General features: G+C 73.1%; 14 protein-coding genes. 9 read left to right on the forward strand and 5 right to left on the reverse strand.

The window, feature by feature from the left end:
* Nucleotides 1-67 precede the first annotated feature (67 nt).
* The 4 genes from BS80_RS21230 to BS80_RS21245 all read left to right on the forward strand — a co-directional run bounded on the left by BS80_RS21230 (nt 68) and on the right by BS80_RS21245 (nt 4,065).
* Nucleotides 68-484, forward strand: a complete 417-nt coding sequence (locus BS80_RS21230) for a PPOX class F420-dependent oxidoreductase (protein WP_083975332.1) — start codon at nt 68-70, stop codon at nt 482-484.
* Nucleotides 485-531: 47 nt separating this feature from the next.
* Nucleotides 532-1,098 carry a GNAT family N-acetyltransferase gene (locus BS80_RS21235; protein WP_051966865.1) on the forward strand — a complete coding sequence of 189 codons (567 nt, stop codon included), beginning with the start codon at nt 532-534 and terminating at the stop codon, nt 1,096-1,098.
* Between the two features lie 273 nt (nt 1,099-1,371).
* Nucleotides 1,372-2,526 carry a hypothetical protein gene (locus tag BS80_RS21240; RefSeq protein WP_035799659.1) on the forward strand — a complete coding sequence of 385 codons (1,155 nt, stop codon included), beginning with the start codon at nt 1,372-1,374 and terminating at the stop codon, nt 2,524-2,526.
* Nucleotides 2,527-2,796: 270 nt separating this feature from the next.
* Nucleotides 2,797-4,065: a hypothetical protein gene (locus BS80_RS21245; RefSeq protein ID WP_408607418.1), complete on the forward strand. Its 1,269-nt coding sequence runs from the start codon at nt 2,797-2,799 to the stop codon at nt 4,063-4,065.
* A gap of 7 nt (nt 4,066-4,072) precedes the next feature.
* On the opposite strand, the gene BS80_RS21250 is transcribed toward BS80_RS21245, so the two are convergent.
* Nucleotides 4,073-4,870, reverse strand: coding sequence for an aquaporin (locus BS80_RS21250; protein WP_051966866.1), 798 nt, complete (start codon nt 4,868-4,870; stop codon nt 4,073-4,075).
* A 209-nt stretch (nt 4,871-5,079) separates the two neighbouring features.
* Here BS80_RS21250 and BS80_RS21255 point away from each other — a divergent pair, with 209 nt between their 5' ends.
* Nucleotides 5,080-5,844, forward strand: a complete 765-nt coding sequence (locus BS80_RS21255) for a MerR family transcriptional regulator (RefSeq protein WP_035799661.1) — start codon at nt 5,080-5,082, stop codon at nt 5,842-5,844.
* A 72-nt stretch (nt 5,845-5,916) separates the two neighbouring features.
* Here the strand turns inward: BS80_RS21255 and BS80_RS21260 are convergent, their stop codons facing one another.
* The gene (locus tag BS80_RS21260) at nt 5,917-6,954 is read right to left on the reverse strand and encodes a helix-turn-helix domain-containing protein (protein ID WP_083975002.1); all 1,038 of its coding nucleotides are present in this window, start codon (nt 6,952-6,954) and stop codon (nt 5,917-5,919) included.
* Nucleotides 6,955-7,087: 133 nt separating this feature from the next.
* Here BS80_RS21260 and BS80_RS21265 point away from each other — a divergent pair, with 133 nt between their 5' ends.
* The 3 genes from BS80_RS21265 (at nt 7,088) to BS80_RS21275 (ending at nt 9,939) form a co-directional block, all read left to right on the forward strand.
* Nucleotides 7,088-7,561: a rhodanese-like domain-containing protein gene (locus BS80_RS21265; RefSeq protein WP_051966867.1), complete on the forward strand. Its 474-nt coding sequence runs from the start codon at nt 7,088-7,090 to the stop codon at nt 7,559-7,561.
* A 246-nt stretch (nt 7,562-7,807) separates the two neighbouring features.
* On the forward strand, nt 7,808-8,524 hold the full coding sequence (locus BS80_RS21270) for an RNA polymerase sigma factor (protein WP_332262183.1): 717 nt from the start codon (nt 7,808-7,810) through the stop codon (nt 8,522-8,524).
* Nucleotides 8,521-9,939, forward strand: coding sequence for a hypothetical protein (locus tag BS80_RS21275; protein WP_035799662.1), 1,419 nt, complete (start codon nt 8,521-8,523; stop codon nt 9,937-9,939). The genes BS80_RS21270 and BS80_RS21275 overlap by 4 nt, the downstream gene beginning before the upstream one ends.
* A gap of 49 nt (nt 9,940-9,988) precedes the next feature.
* Here the strand turns inward: BS80_RS21275 and BS80_RS21280 are convergent, their stop codons facing one another.
* Nucleotides 9,989-11,491 (reverse strand): aminopeptidase P family protein, encoded by a 1,503-nt coding sequence (locus BS80_RS21280; protein WP_035799664.1) that lies wholly within the window; start codon nt 11,489-11,491, stop codon nt 9,989-9,991.
* A 126-nt stretch (nt 11,492-11,617) separates the two neighbouring features.
* Nucleotides 11,618-13,234 (reverse strand): PP2C family protein-serine/threonine phosphatase, encoded by a 1,617-nt coding sequence (locus tag BS80_RS21285; protein WP_051966868.1) that lies wholly within the window; start codon nt 13,232-13,234, stop codon nt 11,618-11,620.
* A gap of 628 nt (nt 13,235-13,862) precedes the next feature.
* On the opposite strand from BS80_RS21285, the gene BS80_RS21290 reads away from it, so the two are divergent.
* Nucleotides 13,863-14,570 (forward strand): bifunctional DNA primase/polymerase, encoded by a 708-nt coding sequence (locus tag BS80_RS21290; RefSeq protein WP_035802241.1) that lies wholly within the window; start codon nt 13,863-13,865, stop codon nt 14,568-14,570.
* A 269-nt stretch (nt 14,571-14,839) separates the two neighbouring features.
* On the opposite strand, the gene BS80_RS21295 is transcribed toward BS80_RS21290, so the two are convergent.
* The gene (locus BS80_RS21295; protein WP_035799666.1) at nt 14,840-15,823 is read right to left on the reverse strand and encodes a DUF5926 family protein; all 984 of its coding nucleotides are present in this window, start codon (nt 15,821-15,823) and stop codon (nt 14,840-14,842) included.
* Nucleotides 15,824-15,859: the final 36 nt, after the last annotated feature.

Consider the following 15,859-nt stretch of genomic DNA (forward strand, 5'->3'; position numbering starts at 1 on the left):
CGGCGCACGGCCGGTGTGGCTGATCGACCGCGGACGGGTGGTCCGCCAGGATGGCGGCATGACCGCTATGACCGACGCCGCCTGGCGCTCCTTCCTCAGTGCCGGGACCCGGACGGCCAAGCTGGCCACCGTCCGCGCCGACGGCCGTCCGCACCTGGCCCCCGTCTGGTTCCTGCTGGACGGCGACGACCTCGTCTTCAACACCGGCCGGGAGACCGTCAAGGGTCGCAACCTGGCGCGGGACGGCCGGCTGGCGCTCTGCGTCGACGACGAGCGGCCGCCCTTCGCGTTCGTCCTGATCGAGGGCCGGGCCGAGTTGAGCGAGGAACTGTCCGAGGTCCGCTCCTGGGCCGGCCGGATCGCGGCCCGCTACATGGGCGAGGACCGGGCCGAGGAGTACGGCGCGCGCAACGGCGTGCCGGGCGAGTTGCTGGTGCGGGTGCGGATCGACAAGGTCAACGCGCAGGGCGGCATCACCGACTGAGCACAAAGGCGTTGCCGACGCCGAGCTGGTCCTCCTAGTCTCGTCGGATGAGTGATGCGCCGATCGTCGACCAGGCCGACTTCCGGCGCGTCCTGACCGAACGCCTCGACCTGCGCGCGGTCACCCTGGACGACCTCGACGCGCTGTACCGGATCAACGCCGACCCGGCCGTCTGGCGCCACCAGCCGGAGGGCCGGCACGCCACCCCGGCGACGACCCGGGAGTGGATCGAGCGCGCCGTCGCGCGCTGGGAGGGCGAGGGCCTGAGTTACTGGACGGCCCGGCTGCGCGGCGACGACGAGGTGATCGGCATCGGCGGCGTCCAACTGATCGCCTCGCGCGGCAACTGGAACCTTTACTACCGCCTGGCGCATGCCCATTGGGGGTGTGGCTACGCCACCGAGCTGTCCGTTGCGGCGATCGCCGCCGGCAACCGGCACAGCCCGGACGTGCCGGTGGTCGCCTGGGCGCACGCGCACAACGCGGGCTCCCGCGCGGTCGCTGTCCGGGCCGGACTGATCGACCACGGCCTGCTGTTGGACCCCTTCCACCGCCGCCAGGCGTACAGGTTCGCCGACCGTGAGCTGCCGGACGTGGACCCCTGGGCCGGCTGAAACCAGCTCGTTCCTGGACGTATCGGTTCACCGTTGCCGGCCGCCGACGCGGCGCCGCGGCCACCACGTCGTACACCCACGGCCCTTGGGGTCCGGGGACTCTACGGCGAAGCGTGCATGCGGCTTTTATGCTCATCGGTTAGTCCGGTACTGTCGCTCAAACTCTCAGCTGGGCCGGACGCTTGGGCACAGCTGTCCGCTGTTCCTCTCCACCGTCGCGCTCCGCCGGGTCCCAGCCCCAGCGAGCACATCTCCGTGAGGTGCTCAAAAGCCATGCGTCGCAGAATCGCCTTCGCGGCCGTCACCACGCTCGCCTCCACCACCGTCCTGACGGGGGCGCACACCGCGCTCGCCGCGCCGATGCAGCTGCCCGGTCTGGTGGCAGCCAGTGCCAGCGCCTCCCCGTCGACGGCCCAGGAGTCCAAGCCGGCCGCCACCCAGCCGAAGCTCCAGGTCGAGGGCCTCCCCGACAAGGTCGAGGCCGGCACCGCCACCGAGTTCACCGTCCAGCTGACCAACCACACCGACAGTGACCTGGTCTTCTTCCCGGCGGTGCAGATCACCAACAAGGCCGAGGACCTCGACACCGACTCCTACGGCCTGGACTACCGGCGGGCCAGCTCCAAGAGCTGGCAGCCGAGCACCATCCCGCAGTTCATGGACGACGTGCACCTGCTCGGCCCGCTGGACGCCAACGGCGAGCCGGCGGATGCCGGGCTGGTCTTCGTGGCGGGTGGCAAGTCGGTCTCGATCAAGCTGCGGCTGACCCTGCCGAGCGACGCGCCGACCGGGCCGGCCCAGGTCACCTACCTCGCGTACTGGGCGCCGGTGGACCAGGACAAGGCGCCGACCCAGGCGGGCGAGTTCGCGTACAGCAAGCCGGACTACTTCTGCATCGTGGCGCCGAGCAAGCCGAAGCCGCCGCACCCGTCGGGCAGCAAGACCCCGAAGCCGTCGGCCTCCGCCAGCGCCAGCACCTCCGCGTCGGCTTCCGCTTCGGCCAGCGCCTCGGCCTCCGCGTCGGCCTCTGCCTCGGCGAGCGCGTCCGCCTCCGCCAGCGCGTCGGCTTCCGCTTCCGCTTCCGCCTCGGCGTCCGCGAGCAGCTCCACGTCGGCGTCGGCGTCGGCCTCCACGTCGAAGAGCCCGAGCCCGACCCAGCCGGCGACCAGTCCCGCCGCGCCGTCCCCCTCGGACTCCGACGTGGTCGTCGTCTTCCCCGTCACCCCGCCGAAGCCGGTCACCGTGCCGATCGCGCCGACCGCGGTCGCGGCGGCCAAGTCCGCGGCGGGCGCCGACCAGCAGAGCCTGGCGTTCACTGGTGGGGGTGACGACGCGACCCCGATCGCGATCGGCGGCGCCGCCGCGGTGGCACTCGGTATCGGCACCCTGGTGCTGGTCCGCCGCCGCCGGTCCGGCTCGCACGCCTAAGACCGACCGGCAAAGCCGACCCGAGCCCGGCCGACCCCGGCCGACCCCGTCTGACCTGGCATGACAGCCGTTCCCGGCTGGTTTCGAGGCCCGTCCGCGCACTGTCCGGACGGGCCTCGGCCGTCTCGGGACGGGCCTGCGACGTCCCCGGCGGCGGTCATCAACCCGCCGTCCCGCCGTCCAGCGCTGTGACCTGGAACAAGGACAAATGTTCCTATAGATCGCATATGATGTCCGGCCGGGGGGAGCCGGTGCGGGGAAGAGGGACAGGTGCGCCAAGACAGCGCGGCAGCGGTCACCACCGACTACGGTGCGGACACCGGCCGGATCCTCGGCCTGCCCGTCCGTAGACACCACGCTCTGCTCCTGGTCTGGACCGTCGTCTGGTTCCTGATCGTCGAGCCCAGCGGCGGCGTCTCCTGGCACTACCTGCGCCAGGGTGAGCAGCTGCTCTTCGCCAGCGGCGAGGGCGGCGGGCTGTCGCTCTACGCCCACCACCCGGAACTCCAGATCGGCCCGGTCAGCCTGGCCGCGGCCCGGCTCTTCGCCCCCTTCTCCGACCGGGTCGGCCAGGTCCTGGCCGAGGGGACGATGTCCGCGCTCGGCCTGGTCATGCTGGTGCTGGTCGGCCGCACGGCGGCCTGGTACTACCGCGGCACCGGCACCAACCACCGCCGGCTCCAGCAGCGCATCCTGATCGCGGGGCTGGCCTTCATCCCGATGTGGGTCGAGGTCTCGGTCCGCTTCGGACACCTCGACGACGTCCTGGCACTCTTCTTCACCACGCTGGCCGTGCAGGCGTTGGTGCGCAACAAGCCGGCCGCCGTCGGCATCTTCCTCGCCCTGGCGGTGGACTCCAAACCCTGGGCGATCTCGTTCCTGCCGCTGATCCTCGCGCTGCCCCGGCCGGTCTGGCTGCGCACCTTCGCCTGGTTCGCGGGCCTGGTGGCGATCGCCTGGCTGCCCTTCTACCTGGGCAACCTCGGCTCGATGGCGGCGGCCAAGTTCACCATCCCGAACCAGCCCGCCTCCTCGCTGCGCTGGCTCGGCGTCTCCGATCCGGCCACCCCGTGGTGGGACCGGCCGGCCCAGTTCGCGGTGGGGCTCGGGCTCGGCACGATCGCCGTGCGGCGCGGACGCTGGCCCGCCGTGGTGCTGATCGGCGCGAACGCCCGGATCCTGCTCGACCCGAGCGTCTACACCTACTACACGGCGTCGATCCTGCTCGGCACGCTGCTCTGGGACGCGGTCGGCCAGCGCCGGCTGGTGCCCTGGTGGAGCTGGATCGCGCTGGCCTCGCTGTACGGCGGGACGTTGCTCATCCCGTCCGACTCCGGGCGGGGGCTGGTGCGGCTCGGGTTCGTGGTGGTCTCCACGGCGTACGTGCTGCTCTGGCCGACCAAACAGCAGCGGCGCGGCCGCCCGGGGAGCAGCGCGGGACCGGGTCGCGGCGGTGGCGGCGGCCGCCGGGCCAAGGGCCGCGCGGGCGTGCCGAGCCAGCGCTCGGAGAGCCGCGTGCTGACCGCCTCTCGCAACTGAGAGCCTTCTAGGCGCGGCTGAGCCGTGGCGTGCGGATCAGCTCCGCGACCGGTTCGCGGACCGGTCCCGCCGCCTGCGCCGCGGCCGCCTCGACCGGGACGTTCTCCTCGGTCGGCCGCCGTGCGCCGCCGAACAGCACGCTCACCAGCGTCAGTCCCGCCACCGCGCCCACCAGCTGCGCCAGCACGAACGCGGGCACCGAGCCCGGGGCGATCCCCGCGTAGCTGTCGCTGAACGCCCGCCCGAGGGTGAGCGCCGGGTTGGCGAAACTCCCCGAAGCGGTGCCCCAGCAGGCCGCCGAGATCCACCCCGCCACCGCCACCGGCGCGTACCGGTCGCGCCCGCCGCGGGTCAGCCCGAACACCAGCAGCAGGAGCACGCCGGTGGCCACCACCTCGCCCGTCCACACGGCCCCGCCGGACCGTACGTGGTGCGAGAGGTCGACCGCCGGGCGCCCGAACATCGCGTTGGCCAGCACCGCGCCGCCGACCGCGCCCGCGACCTGCGCGAGGACGTAACCGGCCAGCTCGCGTCCCGTCAGTGCGCCCGGGCGGCCCCGGCCGGTCCACCAGACCCCGGCCGAGAGCAACGGGTTGAGGTGGGCGCCGGAGACCGGACCGAGCAGCGCGATCAGCACGCCCAGCGCGCAGACCGACGCCAGCACGTTGGCCAGGAACCGCACCGCGCCGTCCTGGGTGAGCGCGGCCGCCTGGATGCCGGAGCCGATCACGACCATGGCGAGGATGCCGGTGCCCACCGTCTCGGCGACCAGCCGTCGACCGAGAGCGGGTTGTTGGAGGATCATCCGACCATCCTCTGGTGCCGCTCCGATGCCCGGCAATCCCCGTCCGGATGGCGGTACCTCCAACTCCTTCGCCCCCTGACGATCCGCCGGTCGGAGACTCGCACCGGGGTGTCTGCCAGAGTGCCGGAAGTGACCCGGAAAGGGCGGCTTGACCCCTACGCGACGTCAGGGCGCAGGGTGGTGGACAGCAAGGAAGGGAGCACCCGGACATGAGCGGGTACACGGTGGGAGAGGTCGCGAAGGTCGCCAAGGTGACCGTGCGCACCCTGCACCACTACGACCGGATCAAGCTGCTGTCACCCGGCGGACGCACCGCGGCAGGCTACCGCCTGTACCGGGAGGCCGATCTGGACCGGCTGCAGAAGATCCTGTTCTACCGCGAACTCGGGTTCTCCCTGGAGGAGATCGCGGCCGTCCTGGACGACGGGGACACCAGTCCCACCGAGCACCTGCGGCGCCAGCACCGGTTGCTGCGCGCCCGGATCGACCGTCTCCAGGAGCTGGCCGCGGCCGTCGAACACGCCATGGAGGCAGCGAGCATGGGCATTCAGCTGACGCCCGAGGAGAAGTTCGAGGTCTTCGGACCCGATTACGACGAGAGCTGGGAGGCCGAGGCCGAGCAGCGGTACGCGGACACCGACCCCTGGAAGCAGGCGCGGCGCCGGACCGGCGGCTACTCCAAGGCCGACTGGCAGCGGGTCACCGCGGAGGCGGACGCCGTCCACCGGCGGCTGGCCGAGGCCATGGCGGCCGGCCACGCGCCCGACAGCGTCGAGGCGATGGACCTCGCGGAGGCACACCGCGCGCAGATCACCGCCAACCACTACGACTGCGACTACCGCATCCACCGCGGCCTGGCCGCGATGTACGTCGCCGACCCGCGTTTCACGGCGACCTACGAGAAGATCGCCCCCGGCCTCGCGCAGTGGCTGCACGACGCCATCCTCGCCAACGCCGCCCGCGCCGGTCACTGACGCCGCCGTCCTCGTCGGCGCCGCCCGGTCCCACCGGCCGTGCGGCGCTCGGCCGTTGGCTGCGACGGACGGTCAGGCCGAGGTGCGGCCGAAGGTGCGGCGGTAGGCGGTCGGTGAGGTGCGCATGGTGCGGCCGAAGTGGTGGCGGTAGGTCGCGGCGCTCTCGAAGCCGACGGCGGTCGCGATCTCCTCCACGGTGCCGTCCAGCGATTCGAGCAGCGGGAGGCTGGCGGCGATCCGCTGGGTGATCACCCAGCGCATCGGGCTGGTGCCGTTGCGGGCGGTGAAGTGCCGCAGGTAGGAGCGGTCGGACATCTGGGCGGCGCGGGCCAGCAGCGAGATGGTGAGCGGGGAGGAGAGGTGCTCCAGCGCCCAGTGCATGCTGCGGGTGACGCCGTCGTCCTCCTCCTCGACGGGCCTGACCGCCGCCTCGATGAACTGGGCCTGCCCGCCGTCCCGGTGCGGGGGGACGACGAAGCGCCGGGCGACCGTGTTGGCCACCTTGGCGCCGTGGTCGCGCCGGACCAGGTGCAGGCAGAGGTCGATGCCGGCGGCGCTGCCCGCGCTGGTGAGCAGGTCGTCGTTGTCGACGTACAGCACCTCGGGGTTCACCCGGACCTTCGGATAGCGCTGCTGGAGCAGTTCGGCGTACCGCCAGTGGGTGGTGGCCTCCTTGCCGTCCAGGAGTCCGGCGGCGGCCAGCGCGAAGGCGCCCGAGCAGATCGAGACGATCCGGGCGCCGCGTTCGTGGGCGGTGCGCAGGGCGGCGACCAGCCCGGGGGAGACCTCGCCGCTGAACGTGTTGGGGACGCCGACGACGATGACCGTGTCGGCGGCGGCGAGTTCGTCCAGGCCGTGGTGGGCCGTCAGCGAGAAGCCGCCGGCCGCGGAGAGCGGGGTGCCGGGCTCGTCGGCGCAGACCTTGAGCCCGTACCAGGGGGTGGCCAGCAGGCCGGACAGCTCGGGCCGGGCCAGCCCGAACACTTCGACGACCACGCCGAGTTCGAACGGCGCCATACCGTCGAAGGCGTACACCGCGATGGTGTGGACCGGCTCGGGACGGCGCCCGATCGACACGGGGACCGGCTGTGGGCTGCGCTGTTCGGCCATCGGAAACCCCCTGCTGTGCTTGGCGAGATATTGGCGAGTGTAGTCGTTCACGCCACTGTCGAGGAGGGGCTTCCGGGGCAGAAGATCGATTCAGCACCAGGGAGTTCCGCAACCGCCCACCAGGAGACCGAAGATGACCACTGCCGCCACCGCTTCGCCTTCCACCCCCTCGCCCGTGACCGCCATCCCGGCCGTCTCCCCCGAGCGGGCCTTCGCCTTCTTCGCCGAGCGCCTCGGCTGCCAGGCCGACCCGGCGGACGTCTGGTACGCGATGCGCGACGGGCAGCAGGACTTCACCGTCCTCGACGTCCGGATCGAGGGCGCCCACCGCCGGACCCACCTCCCCGGAGCGATCAGCCTCCCGCTGGCCGAGATCACCCCCGAGCGGGTCGCCGAGCTGCCGCCCGGCCTGCTGGTCGTCTACTGCTGGGGCCCGGCCTGCAACGGCTCCACCAAGGGCGCGATGAAGCTCGCCGCACTCGGCCGGGAGGTCAAGGAGATGATCGGCGGCCTGGAGTACTGGATCCGCGAGGGCTGGCCCACCGAGGGCCGGCGCCCGGTGGACCCGAAGACGGCCACGGCCATCGACCTCGGCCTGGTCTGCTGAGGGCCGGCGACATCCGGTCCTGAAAACTTCTCGGAACCCGGCTGCAACCTCGCCGGGGGATGGACGTCTAGGTCAGTGGGGGGACGGGGGAGGCGGCGCCGGTGGGGGGCCGGCGGCGACCGGTGTGGATCATGAGACATCGGTGCGGTGGAGCAGTCTCGTCAATCGCGAACCTTGATCATCATGTCGACGCGGCAGGCGGCCGGGCTGCGGTCCGCCGGCGTCCTGGGGGAAAGCAGAAAGTCCATGTCCGTGGCGTTGGCGCCGGGCCTGCCGACAGTCGTTCCGGTGCGGGTCGGGTGGGGCCGTACCCCGCTGGGTACGCTGATGTCGCTCTTCGGCGCCCTTGAGCCCGCCGGCTCCGAAGGCCCCGAGGGCTCCGAGGACGCCGAGACCTCCGCAGCCGCCGAGCCCGAGCCGGCCAAGCGCCGTTCCGGGTTCCGCCTGCTGCGCGGCGGTCGGCCCGACGGCGAGGAGCGTCCCACCGTCACCGAGCTCTACCACGCGCACCGGCTGGGCCTGGTGCGGCTGGCCCTGCTCCTGGTGGACCGTCAGGACATCGCCGAGGACGTGGTCCAGGAGGCGTTCACCGCGCTCTACCAGAAGCACGGCGAGCGGCTCGACAACCTGGACAACGCGCTCGGCTACCTGCGTACGGCGGTGGTGAACGGATCCCGTTCGGTCCTGCGCCGCCGCAAGACGGCGCGCGAGTACGTGCCGCCGCACGAGGCCGACGCGCCCTCGGCCGAGGACCATGCCATCCTCAACGACGAGCACCGCCGGGTGGTCGTCGCCCTCCAGGAATTGACGGACCGCCAGCGCGAGGTGCTCGTGCTGCGCTACTGGTCGGATCTGTCCGAGGCACAGATCGCCGAGACCCTGGGACTGTCCAGAGGCGCCGTGAAGTCCACCGCCAGCCGTGCTCTCGACGCGCTGGAAAAGCAGCTGGAGAAGGCACGATGACCGACGACAAGAACCGCCCCGTCCCGGACGCAGGCGACGACGGTCCGGTGGAGACGCCGCTGGAACAGCTGCTGCGCGAGGCGCTGGCCGCCCGGGCCGGCCGGCTCTCGGCGCACGACCTGCGCACCGACGCCCCGCCGGCCCGCCGGATGCGGCGCACCCGGCCGCTGTACACGGTGGCGCTTCCGCTGCTGGGGCTGGCCGCCGCGGCCTCGATCGGCTACGTCGGCTTCCACGCCGCCCCGATGGCCAAGCAGACCCCACCCCCGGCCGCGAGCATCAGCGTCAGCCCCCAGCCGTCGCCGACCCTGTCCCCGGTCGTCGCGTCGTCCCCGCCCTCGCCGTCCGCCTCCGGCATGGTGACCGCCGGCGGCCCGGCGGCCGGAGGGCAGCAGTCTCCTGACGGGGCGTCGAGCAGCAGCGCCGCGACCGGAACTCCCTACACCTTCAAGAACGTCACCTTCACCGTCCCGGCGGGGTGGGCCGTCACGGTCGAGGGCCTGAACGACCTCTGTGTGGCGGCCCAGGCCGCACCGGTCAACCAGGAAAGAGTGTGCCAGCCGTACGGTGTCGACGTCACCGTCTACGGTTCCGCGACAGAGGCCGTCCAGGGGGTCGGGCCCGGGGACGGCAGCCTGGACGCCTCCGACGGTTACGCGCACCAGCCGTACTGCTACTCCTCGGACAATCCGCACGAGAAGGACGCGTCGGGCAACTCCGATATCCAGACCCTCACCGCGGAGTCCCACACGGTCGTCACGGTGGCCCACCACAAGGCCTCGCTCGCCACCTGGCACGTCGGCTGCTCGTCGGGCGAGAGTTTCACCGCCCGGATGTGGGGCTTCCGGAGCCAGCAGGTGTTCGTTGCGGTCGACGGGCTCAAGGCCGGCTACGAGGCGGGCCTGCAGTCGATCCTGGGCAGCCTGGACCTCTCCGGGAAGTCAGCGGTCGAGCCGGTCACCGGATTGCCCGGTGAGGGACCGGAGTTGGACTCCTACGACCAGAACTGCCAGGTCACCCAGGGGCAGACCACCGACCCGACGTACCGCGTGGAGTCGGACGTGCTGGCCGCCGCGAAGGCGAAGGACTACACCAAGCTCACCGCGCTGTACCAGGTGAACCCGTCCCACACGGCCCAGGGCCTGGCCGCCCAGCAGACGCTCTGGCACCAGGCCGGCGTGCTCGACCAGCTGATCGCGGTCCTCACCGAGACCCACCAGGCGGGCACCGACGGCATCACCCGGCCCGCCTTCACCATGGACCCGAGCACGAAGTGCCCGCAGGCCCAGGCGGACCTGTCGGTCTTCGGGCTCACCAAGGCGTCCGACTACCACGGAGTGACCAGCTACGTGTACGCCGGGCCGGACTCCGCGACCGGGCCCTCGGTGTACTGGAACGGCATCGTCATGACCTGAGGGTGGTGCCCGGACCGGTGGATCCGGGCACCACCCTCAGTGGCAACCGTCAGCCCGTCAGGCCGGCCATCCAGGCCTCGACCTCGTCGGACCGCCGGGGCAGGCCGGCCGAGAGGTTCTCGTTGCCGTCGGCGGTGACCAGGATGTCGTCCTCGATCCGGACGCCGATACCGCGGTACTCCTCGGGGACCGTCAGGTCGTCCTGCTGGAAGTACAGGCCGGGCTCGACGGTCAGGACCATGCCGGGCACCAACTCGGCGTCCGCGTGCACCTCGCGGCGCGAGTGGGCGCAGTCGTGGACGTCCAGGCCGAGCATGTGGCCGGTGCCGTGCAGGGTCCAGCGGCGCTGCAGACCGAGCTCCAGGACCTTCTCGACGTCGTACGTCTGCGGGTCCAACAGGCCCCAGGCGAGCAGGTGTTCGGCCAGAACGCGCTGGGAGGCGTCGTGGAAGTCGCGGAACTGCCCGCCGGGCTTCACGGCCGCGATGCCCGCCTCCTGGGCGGCGTACACGGCGTCGTAGATCTTGCGCTGCAGCGGGTTGAACGTGCCGTTGATCGGCAGCGTGCGGGTGACGTCGGCGGTGTAGAGGGTGTGCGTCTCGACGCCGGCGTCCAGCAGCAGGAGTTCGCCGGGACGCACGTCGCCGTCGTTGCGCACCCAGTGCAGGGTGGTGGCGTGCGGTCCGGCGGCGCAGATCGAGCCGTAGCCGATGTCGTTGCCCTCGACCCGGGCGCGGCGCCAGAAGGTGCCCTCGATCCAGCGCTCCGAGGTGGCCACGGCCTGGCCCAACTCGCGGACCACGTCGGTGAATCCGTTGACCGTGGCGGTGCAGGCGGCGCGCAGCTCGCCGATCTCCCAGTCGTCCTTGACCAGCCGCAGGCCGCTCAGGAAGACCTTCAGCTCGTCGTCGCGGTCCTCGGTGGTGATCTCCGCGAGGGCGCCCTCGAGGCCGGCGTCGTAGCCGCGCACGATGCGGGTGGGGGTGGCCGCGTCGGCCTTCAGCTCCTCGGCGGCCTTGCGGACGTCGCGGGTGGGCAGGCCGAGCAACTGCTCGGCCTCGGCCAGGCTGTTGCGGCGGCCGACCCACAGCTCGCCCTGGCCGTCCAGCCAGAACTCGCCGTTCTCCCGGTTCGAGCGCGGCAGCAGGTAGCAGGACGCCAGGTGGCCGCCCTCGGGCAGCGGCTCCAGGACGAGCACCGCGTCCTCGGTCTGGTCACCGGTGAGGTGCACGTACTCGCTCGCGGCACGGAAGGAGTACTCGGTGTCGTTGGAGCGGGTGCGCAAGTTGCCCGCGGGCACCACGATCCGCTCGCCGGGGAACTGCGCGCTCAGCGCGGCGCGGCGGGCGGCGGCGTACGAGGCCTGCGGGATCGGTTCGAGACCGCGCAGCTCGGTGTCGGCCCAGCCGGACTTCATCGAAGCGGCGAGCTCGTCGGACACCTCGGAGTAGAGGCCGTTCTTGCGTCCCTTGACGGGCTGGTCGGCCTCGGTCTCCTCGGTGCCGGCCCCCTCGGGGTTGTCGGCCGCTGCCGGGGTACGGTCCTCGGTCACGTACGTCGCCTCCTCGCGATTCTCGCCGCCTCGGACGCGTCGGATCGCGACGCGGTGGGGCGGCCGTGCGTCCCATGGTACGGACGCCGGACCGCTCACCCGTTCGGGAGGGCCGGGCCGCCCGCGCTACTCGAAGCGGGCCGCGAGCAGCACCAGGTCGTCGGTCGCATCGGCCGCGGCCTCGTCCGCGCCGCCGACGCAGCTGGTCAGCAGGTACGAACAGAGCCGGTCCGGGTCCTGCCGGATCTCCCGGGGGGCGTCCGCGGCGGTCTTGCGCAGCCAGGCCTGCCCGGCGTGCAGGCTGCTGCCGCAGCGCCGCGCCAGGCCCTCGGTGTACAGCAGCAGCAGGTCGCCGCGCTCCGCGCCGAGCTCCACGCTGGGCGCCTCCCAGCAGCTCAGCATGCCCAGCGGGGCGGAGAGCGAGGTCTCCACGAACTCGGCGCCGTAGCGGGTGACCAGCAGCGGCGGGCAGTGCCCGGCGCCGGCCAGGGTGATCCGGCGCTCGCCGGGCTCCACGCAGGCGTAGACCGCGGTGGCGGTCCGGGCCGGCTCGGTGGTCTTGAGCAGCAGCTCCAGATCGCCGAGCACGGAGACCGGGTCCTCGCCCTCCAGTACCGCGTACGCCCGCAGCGCGGCGCGGACCCGGCCCATCGCGGTCGCGGCTCCCGGCGCCGAGCCGGGGCCCGCGCCGGGACCGTCGCCGGAGACGCTGCCCACGCTCAGCCCGACCGAGCCGTCCGGCAGCGCGATGGCGTCATACCAGTCGCTGCCCGCCGCGAGGTCCAGGCCGGCCGGCACCCAGCGGGCGGCCAGCCGCAGCCCGGGGACGTACGGCAGGTGGTCCGGCAGCAGGCCGCGGCGCAGCGCCTCGGTGGAGCGGCGGCGGCGCTCCGCCTCCAGCCGGCCGGCCAGCAGCGCCGCCGCGAAGGCGCAGTAGCGGCGGGCCAGCTCCCGCTGCTCGTGGGTGGGTGTGGTCGGCTGCTCGTAGAACCAGACGGCCGCGCCGAGCGGGCCGTCCTCCTCGGTGGCCAGCGGCAGCGCGAAGCAGGCGCCGATCTCCAGGGCCGCCGCGACCTCGCGGAACCGTGCGCCGATCGACGGGTCGCCGGCCAGGTCGGGGTGCAGCACCTGGTCGGGCCGGTCGAAGGGCCGCAGCAGTCCGGCGAACGGGCCGTTCTCGCTGGGGACGGTCTCCAGCGCGCCGAGCGCCGCCCGGTCCAGCGCCAGGCCGACCAGGGTGCCGTGCGCCGCGTGCGGGTGTTCGCAGTCGGCGGCCGGGCGGCGGCCCGAGGTGCCGTCGGCGCACTCGCGGGAGAGCGGGACCAGCAGTGCGCGGCCCGCGCCGAGCAGCGTGGCGCCGGAGTCGAGGAGGGTGCTCAGGGTGGCGGCCAGGCCGCGGGCCCGGGCCAGCCGCTCGGTGTGCCGGTTCAACCAGTCGAGCGCGGCCAGCCGTCCGTCCTGCGGCCGGTCGTCGAGCAGGCTGCCGACACCGGCGTCGGACGGGTCGTCAGACGGGCCGCCGCCCTGCCGCGGCTCCGCGGTGCGGTCCGAGTCGAGTGGTGTCACGGTGTCGGCCGACCGGAAGGCGGCGGCGGCAGCGGTGTGCTGCGGCGGGTCGAGCAGGGTGGCCAGTCGCCCGGTGCCGGGTGGCGCCGGTGACGCCGCGTCGCCGCCCGCCGCGGAGTGGTCAGGAGCGCCGCTGCCCGCGCTGCCGCCGGCGGCGGACGGATGGTTGTCACTCATGCCGCAACTCCCAGCGCTGTGGTACCTGTCATCCGGAACCCCGAGGGGCGAGACCTGCCAAACCACTCGTAGTGCCCCACTTCTACACAGGACGGTCGGCGCGTGTCCAGGATCGGACCCCCGCCGGATGGCTGGTTCTGCGCCCGAGCCCGGGCCACGGCGGAGTTCCCGGCCGCCCGGACCGCTCGGCGGACCGAACGGGCGGAGCGCACCGGACCGTCGCGGAATGGAGCACCCGGGTTGCGGGCACAAGCCAACGAGGGGCTGCCGGACCCTGCCCGGATCGTAGGGGTCTCCCGCCCGGCAACCTTGTTGACCAGAAGTCACTCACTCGTACGGTGGAACCGAAGGGTGCCGGAAGGCGTCCATTCGGTCGCATGAGGGATTCTCGTTCCAGGGACGCAGCCGCGGCATGCAAGGCAGCCGTCGCCCGTCCGTCGCGGTTCGGTGCCACATGAGCAAGCCTGCGGCTCCCCGGCCGCGTCAGGTCAGGTCTCGACGGTCTCGACGGCCGTGGTTCCCCGATGGTCCGGCTCCCGGCGCTACGCGCGCCGATGGTGGTGCTCTCGGCGGTCCCGGCGGTCGCGGCCCACACGGTCCCGGAAAGGAACGAGCGCCCATGCGTGAGATGTCCGAGATGTCCGGAAGACACCGCAGGAACCGGCGGGCGCTGCTGCAGGCGGCGCTGACCTGCGCCGAGCGGTGGCGTTGGCCGGTGGTGCCGGGGGCGGTCATGGTGGGCCGCGAGCCGGACGGCGGCCCGCGCGGGCTCTCGTGTTCGTGCGCCAACCCGGCCTGCGCCGTCCCCGGGGCGCACCCGCACGAGCACCCGCTGCTGGCGGCCACCACCGAGGCCGGGATGGTGCGTTGGTGGTGGGAGCGGCACAGCCCGCAGGCCTCGCTGATCGTGGCCACCGGCGGCGCGGTGGCGGCCGTCAGCCTGCCCGCCGCGGCGGGAGCGCGGGTGCTGGAGTACTTCGCGGCGCTGCGGATCCAGCCCGGCCCGGTGCTGGCGACGCCGACCCGCTACGCGCTGCTGGTCGCGCCCTACTCCTACCAGGAGTTGGCCGAGCTGCTGGTGGCCCAGGAGGAGACGCTGCTGCCCGGCGGCGGGCCGGGCCGGGTGCCGAGCTCCGTGCGGTACCACGGGCCGGGCGGGTATCTGGTGTTGCCGCCGTCGCGTTCGGGGGCGGGTGGCCTGGAGGCGGTGCGCTGGCTGCGACGGCCGGTGGCGCTGCCGGGCGGCGGCGTGCGGCTGCCGGCGGTGGAGACGCTGCTGGAGCCGCTGGTCGCGGCCGGGACGGCGACGCCGGACGGCACTCGACTGGCCTACTGAGCGGGCCGGGCTTGCGGTTGAGGGGGCGAACGGCGGCCTCTGCGCGGGGCCTTCGGGCCGCTCCGCGGGGGTCTGCCCCGGAAATTGAAGATCCGGCCGCTGGCGACGGGGGATGCACCAGCGACCGGACTGTTTAAACAGTAACAAGGATTTGCGCCGTAGCCAATTTTTCGGCACGGCCCGCCTCCCGAGTTTTCGGGGCCGCAGGGTGGAATGTGACCGGACTCACGTTCTGGCGTCCAGAAATGATCACACTCCGCCAGGAGGCGTCAGTTGAGCGTGACCTGACGGTTGACCAGGTTGGCCCGGGCCCGGCGCTCCTCGGCCGTCAGCGGCGCCGGCGCGGCCAGCGTTGCGGTCAGCCGCTCGGCGAAGGCCGCCGCCGGCTTCTCGCAGTCGGCGGCCGTCATCGCCACCGGCAGGTCCCAGACCGGCACGGTCAGCCCGTGCGCGCGGAACGAGCCGACCAGCTTGGTGCCCTCGCCGAGCGAGGCGTCGCCGGCCGCCGAGAGGCGTGCCAGCGCGTCCAGCAGCTGCTCCTCGGGGACGGTCATCACCCAGCGCAGGTGGTTCTTCTCCGGAGTGCTGCACCAGTACGAGGAATCCACGCCGGTGAGCTTCTGGGTGGGGATCGCCGAGGCGTTGGCACGCTCCAGGGAGGCGGCCACCTCGCCCGTGGCGGACTCCGCGTCCTCAAGCCAGAACTCGAAGCCGGTGTGCACGGCCGGGACGAACGCGCCGTCCAGGTCGAGCAGTTCCTGCAGGCGCGGACCGTCGGCGGGGGCCCGCCGGGTCGGCACCGGCGCGCCCGGCTCGGCCGTCAGGGCCTGCACCAGGGCGTCCGCCAGGTCGCGGCTCAGGTCGCCCGAGGAGGACTGGGTCTGCAGACCCAGCAGGATCGAGCCGTCGGGGCGGCGCAGGGCCGGCCAGGCGAGCGGCAGCACGGTCGCCAGCGTCACCGACGGGACGTCACCCTCGGCCGTGGCGGCCGTCGCGGCGTTCAGCTTCAGCGGCACCGTGGCGGCCGGCACCAGCTCGCGCAGCGCCACCCAGTCGGCCTCACCCGGGAGTCCCTCGAACGGACGGTGCACCAGCTCCTGGACGGCGTGCGCGGCCTCCCGGCCGTGGCAGGCCTTGTAGCGGCGGCCGGAGCCGCAGGGGCAGTCCTCGCGGGCCCCGACGACGGGGACGGTGCCGGCCGGTGCGGCGGCGCTGCTCTGCTGGGGCGACTTCTTGGCGGCCTTCTTGGCCATGGTGCGGCTCTCCCGGGACGGTGGTCTCTGTCTCCC

It is taken from the genome of Kitasatospora mediocidica KCTC 9733, assembly GCF_000744225.1.
In the GTDB taxonomy this organism is placed as follows: domain Bacteria; phylum Actinomycetota; class Actinomycetes; order Streptomycetales; family Streptomycetaceae; genus Kitasatospora; species Kitasatospora mediocidica.

What these genes read in the sequence shown, in the direction of transcription:
- BS80_RS21255 (WP_035799661.1), top strand. Translation starts at nt 5,080, where the DNA reads ATGAGCGGGTACACGGTGGGAGAGGTCGCGAAGGTCGCCAAGGTGACC.
- BS80_RS21265 (WP_051966867.1), top strand. Translation starts at nt 7,088, where the DNA reads ATGACCACTGCCGCCACCGCTTCGCCTTCCACCCCCTCGCCCGTGACC.
- BS80_RS21290 (WP_035802241.1), top strand. Translation starts at nt 13,863, where the DNA reads ATGTCCGAGATGTCCGGAAGACACCGCAGGAACCGGCGGGCGCTGCTG.
- BS80_RS21275 (WP_035799662.1), top strand. Translation starts at nt 8,521, where the DNA reads ATGACCGACGACAAGAACCGCCCCGTCCCGGACGCAGGCGACGACGGT.
- BS80_RS21260 (WP_083975002.1), bottom strand. Translation starts at nt 6,954, where the DNA reads ATGGCCGAACAGCGCAGCCCACAGCCGGTCCCCGTGTCGATCGGGCGC.
- BS80_RS21285 (WP_051966868.1), bottom strand. Translation starts at nt 13,234, where the DNA reads ATGAGTGACAACCATCCGTCCGCCGCCGGCGGCAGCGCGGGCAGCGGC.
- BS80_RS21240 (WP_035799659.1), top strand. Translation starts at nt 1,372, where the DNA reads ATGCGTCGCAGAATCGCCTTCGCGGCCGTCACCACGCTCGCCTCCACC.
- BS80_RS21250 (WP_051966866.1), bottom strand. Translation starts at nt 4,870, where the DNA reads ATGATCCTCCAACAACCCGCTCTCGGTCGACGGCTGGTCGCCGAGACG.
- BS80_RS21230 (WP_083975332.1), top strand. Translation starts at nt 68, where the DNA reads ATGACCGACGCCGCCTGGCGCTCCTTCCTCAGTGCCGGGACCCGGACG.
- BS80_RS21270 (WP_332262183.1), top strand. Translation starts at nt 7,808, where the DNA reads ATGTCCGTGGCGTTGGCGCCGGGCCTGCCGACAGTCGTTCCGGTGCGG.
- BS80_RS21295 (WP_035799666.1), bottom strand. Translation starts at nt 15,823, where the DNA reads ATGGCCAAGAAGGCCGCCAAGAAGTCGCCCCAGCAGAGCAGCGCCGCC.
- BS80_RS21235 (WP_051966865.1), top strand. Translation starts at nt 532, where the DNA reads ATGAGTGATGCGCCGATCGTCGACCAGGCCGACTTCCGGCGCGTCCTG.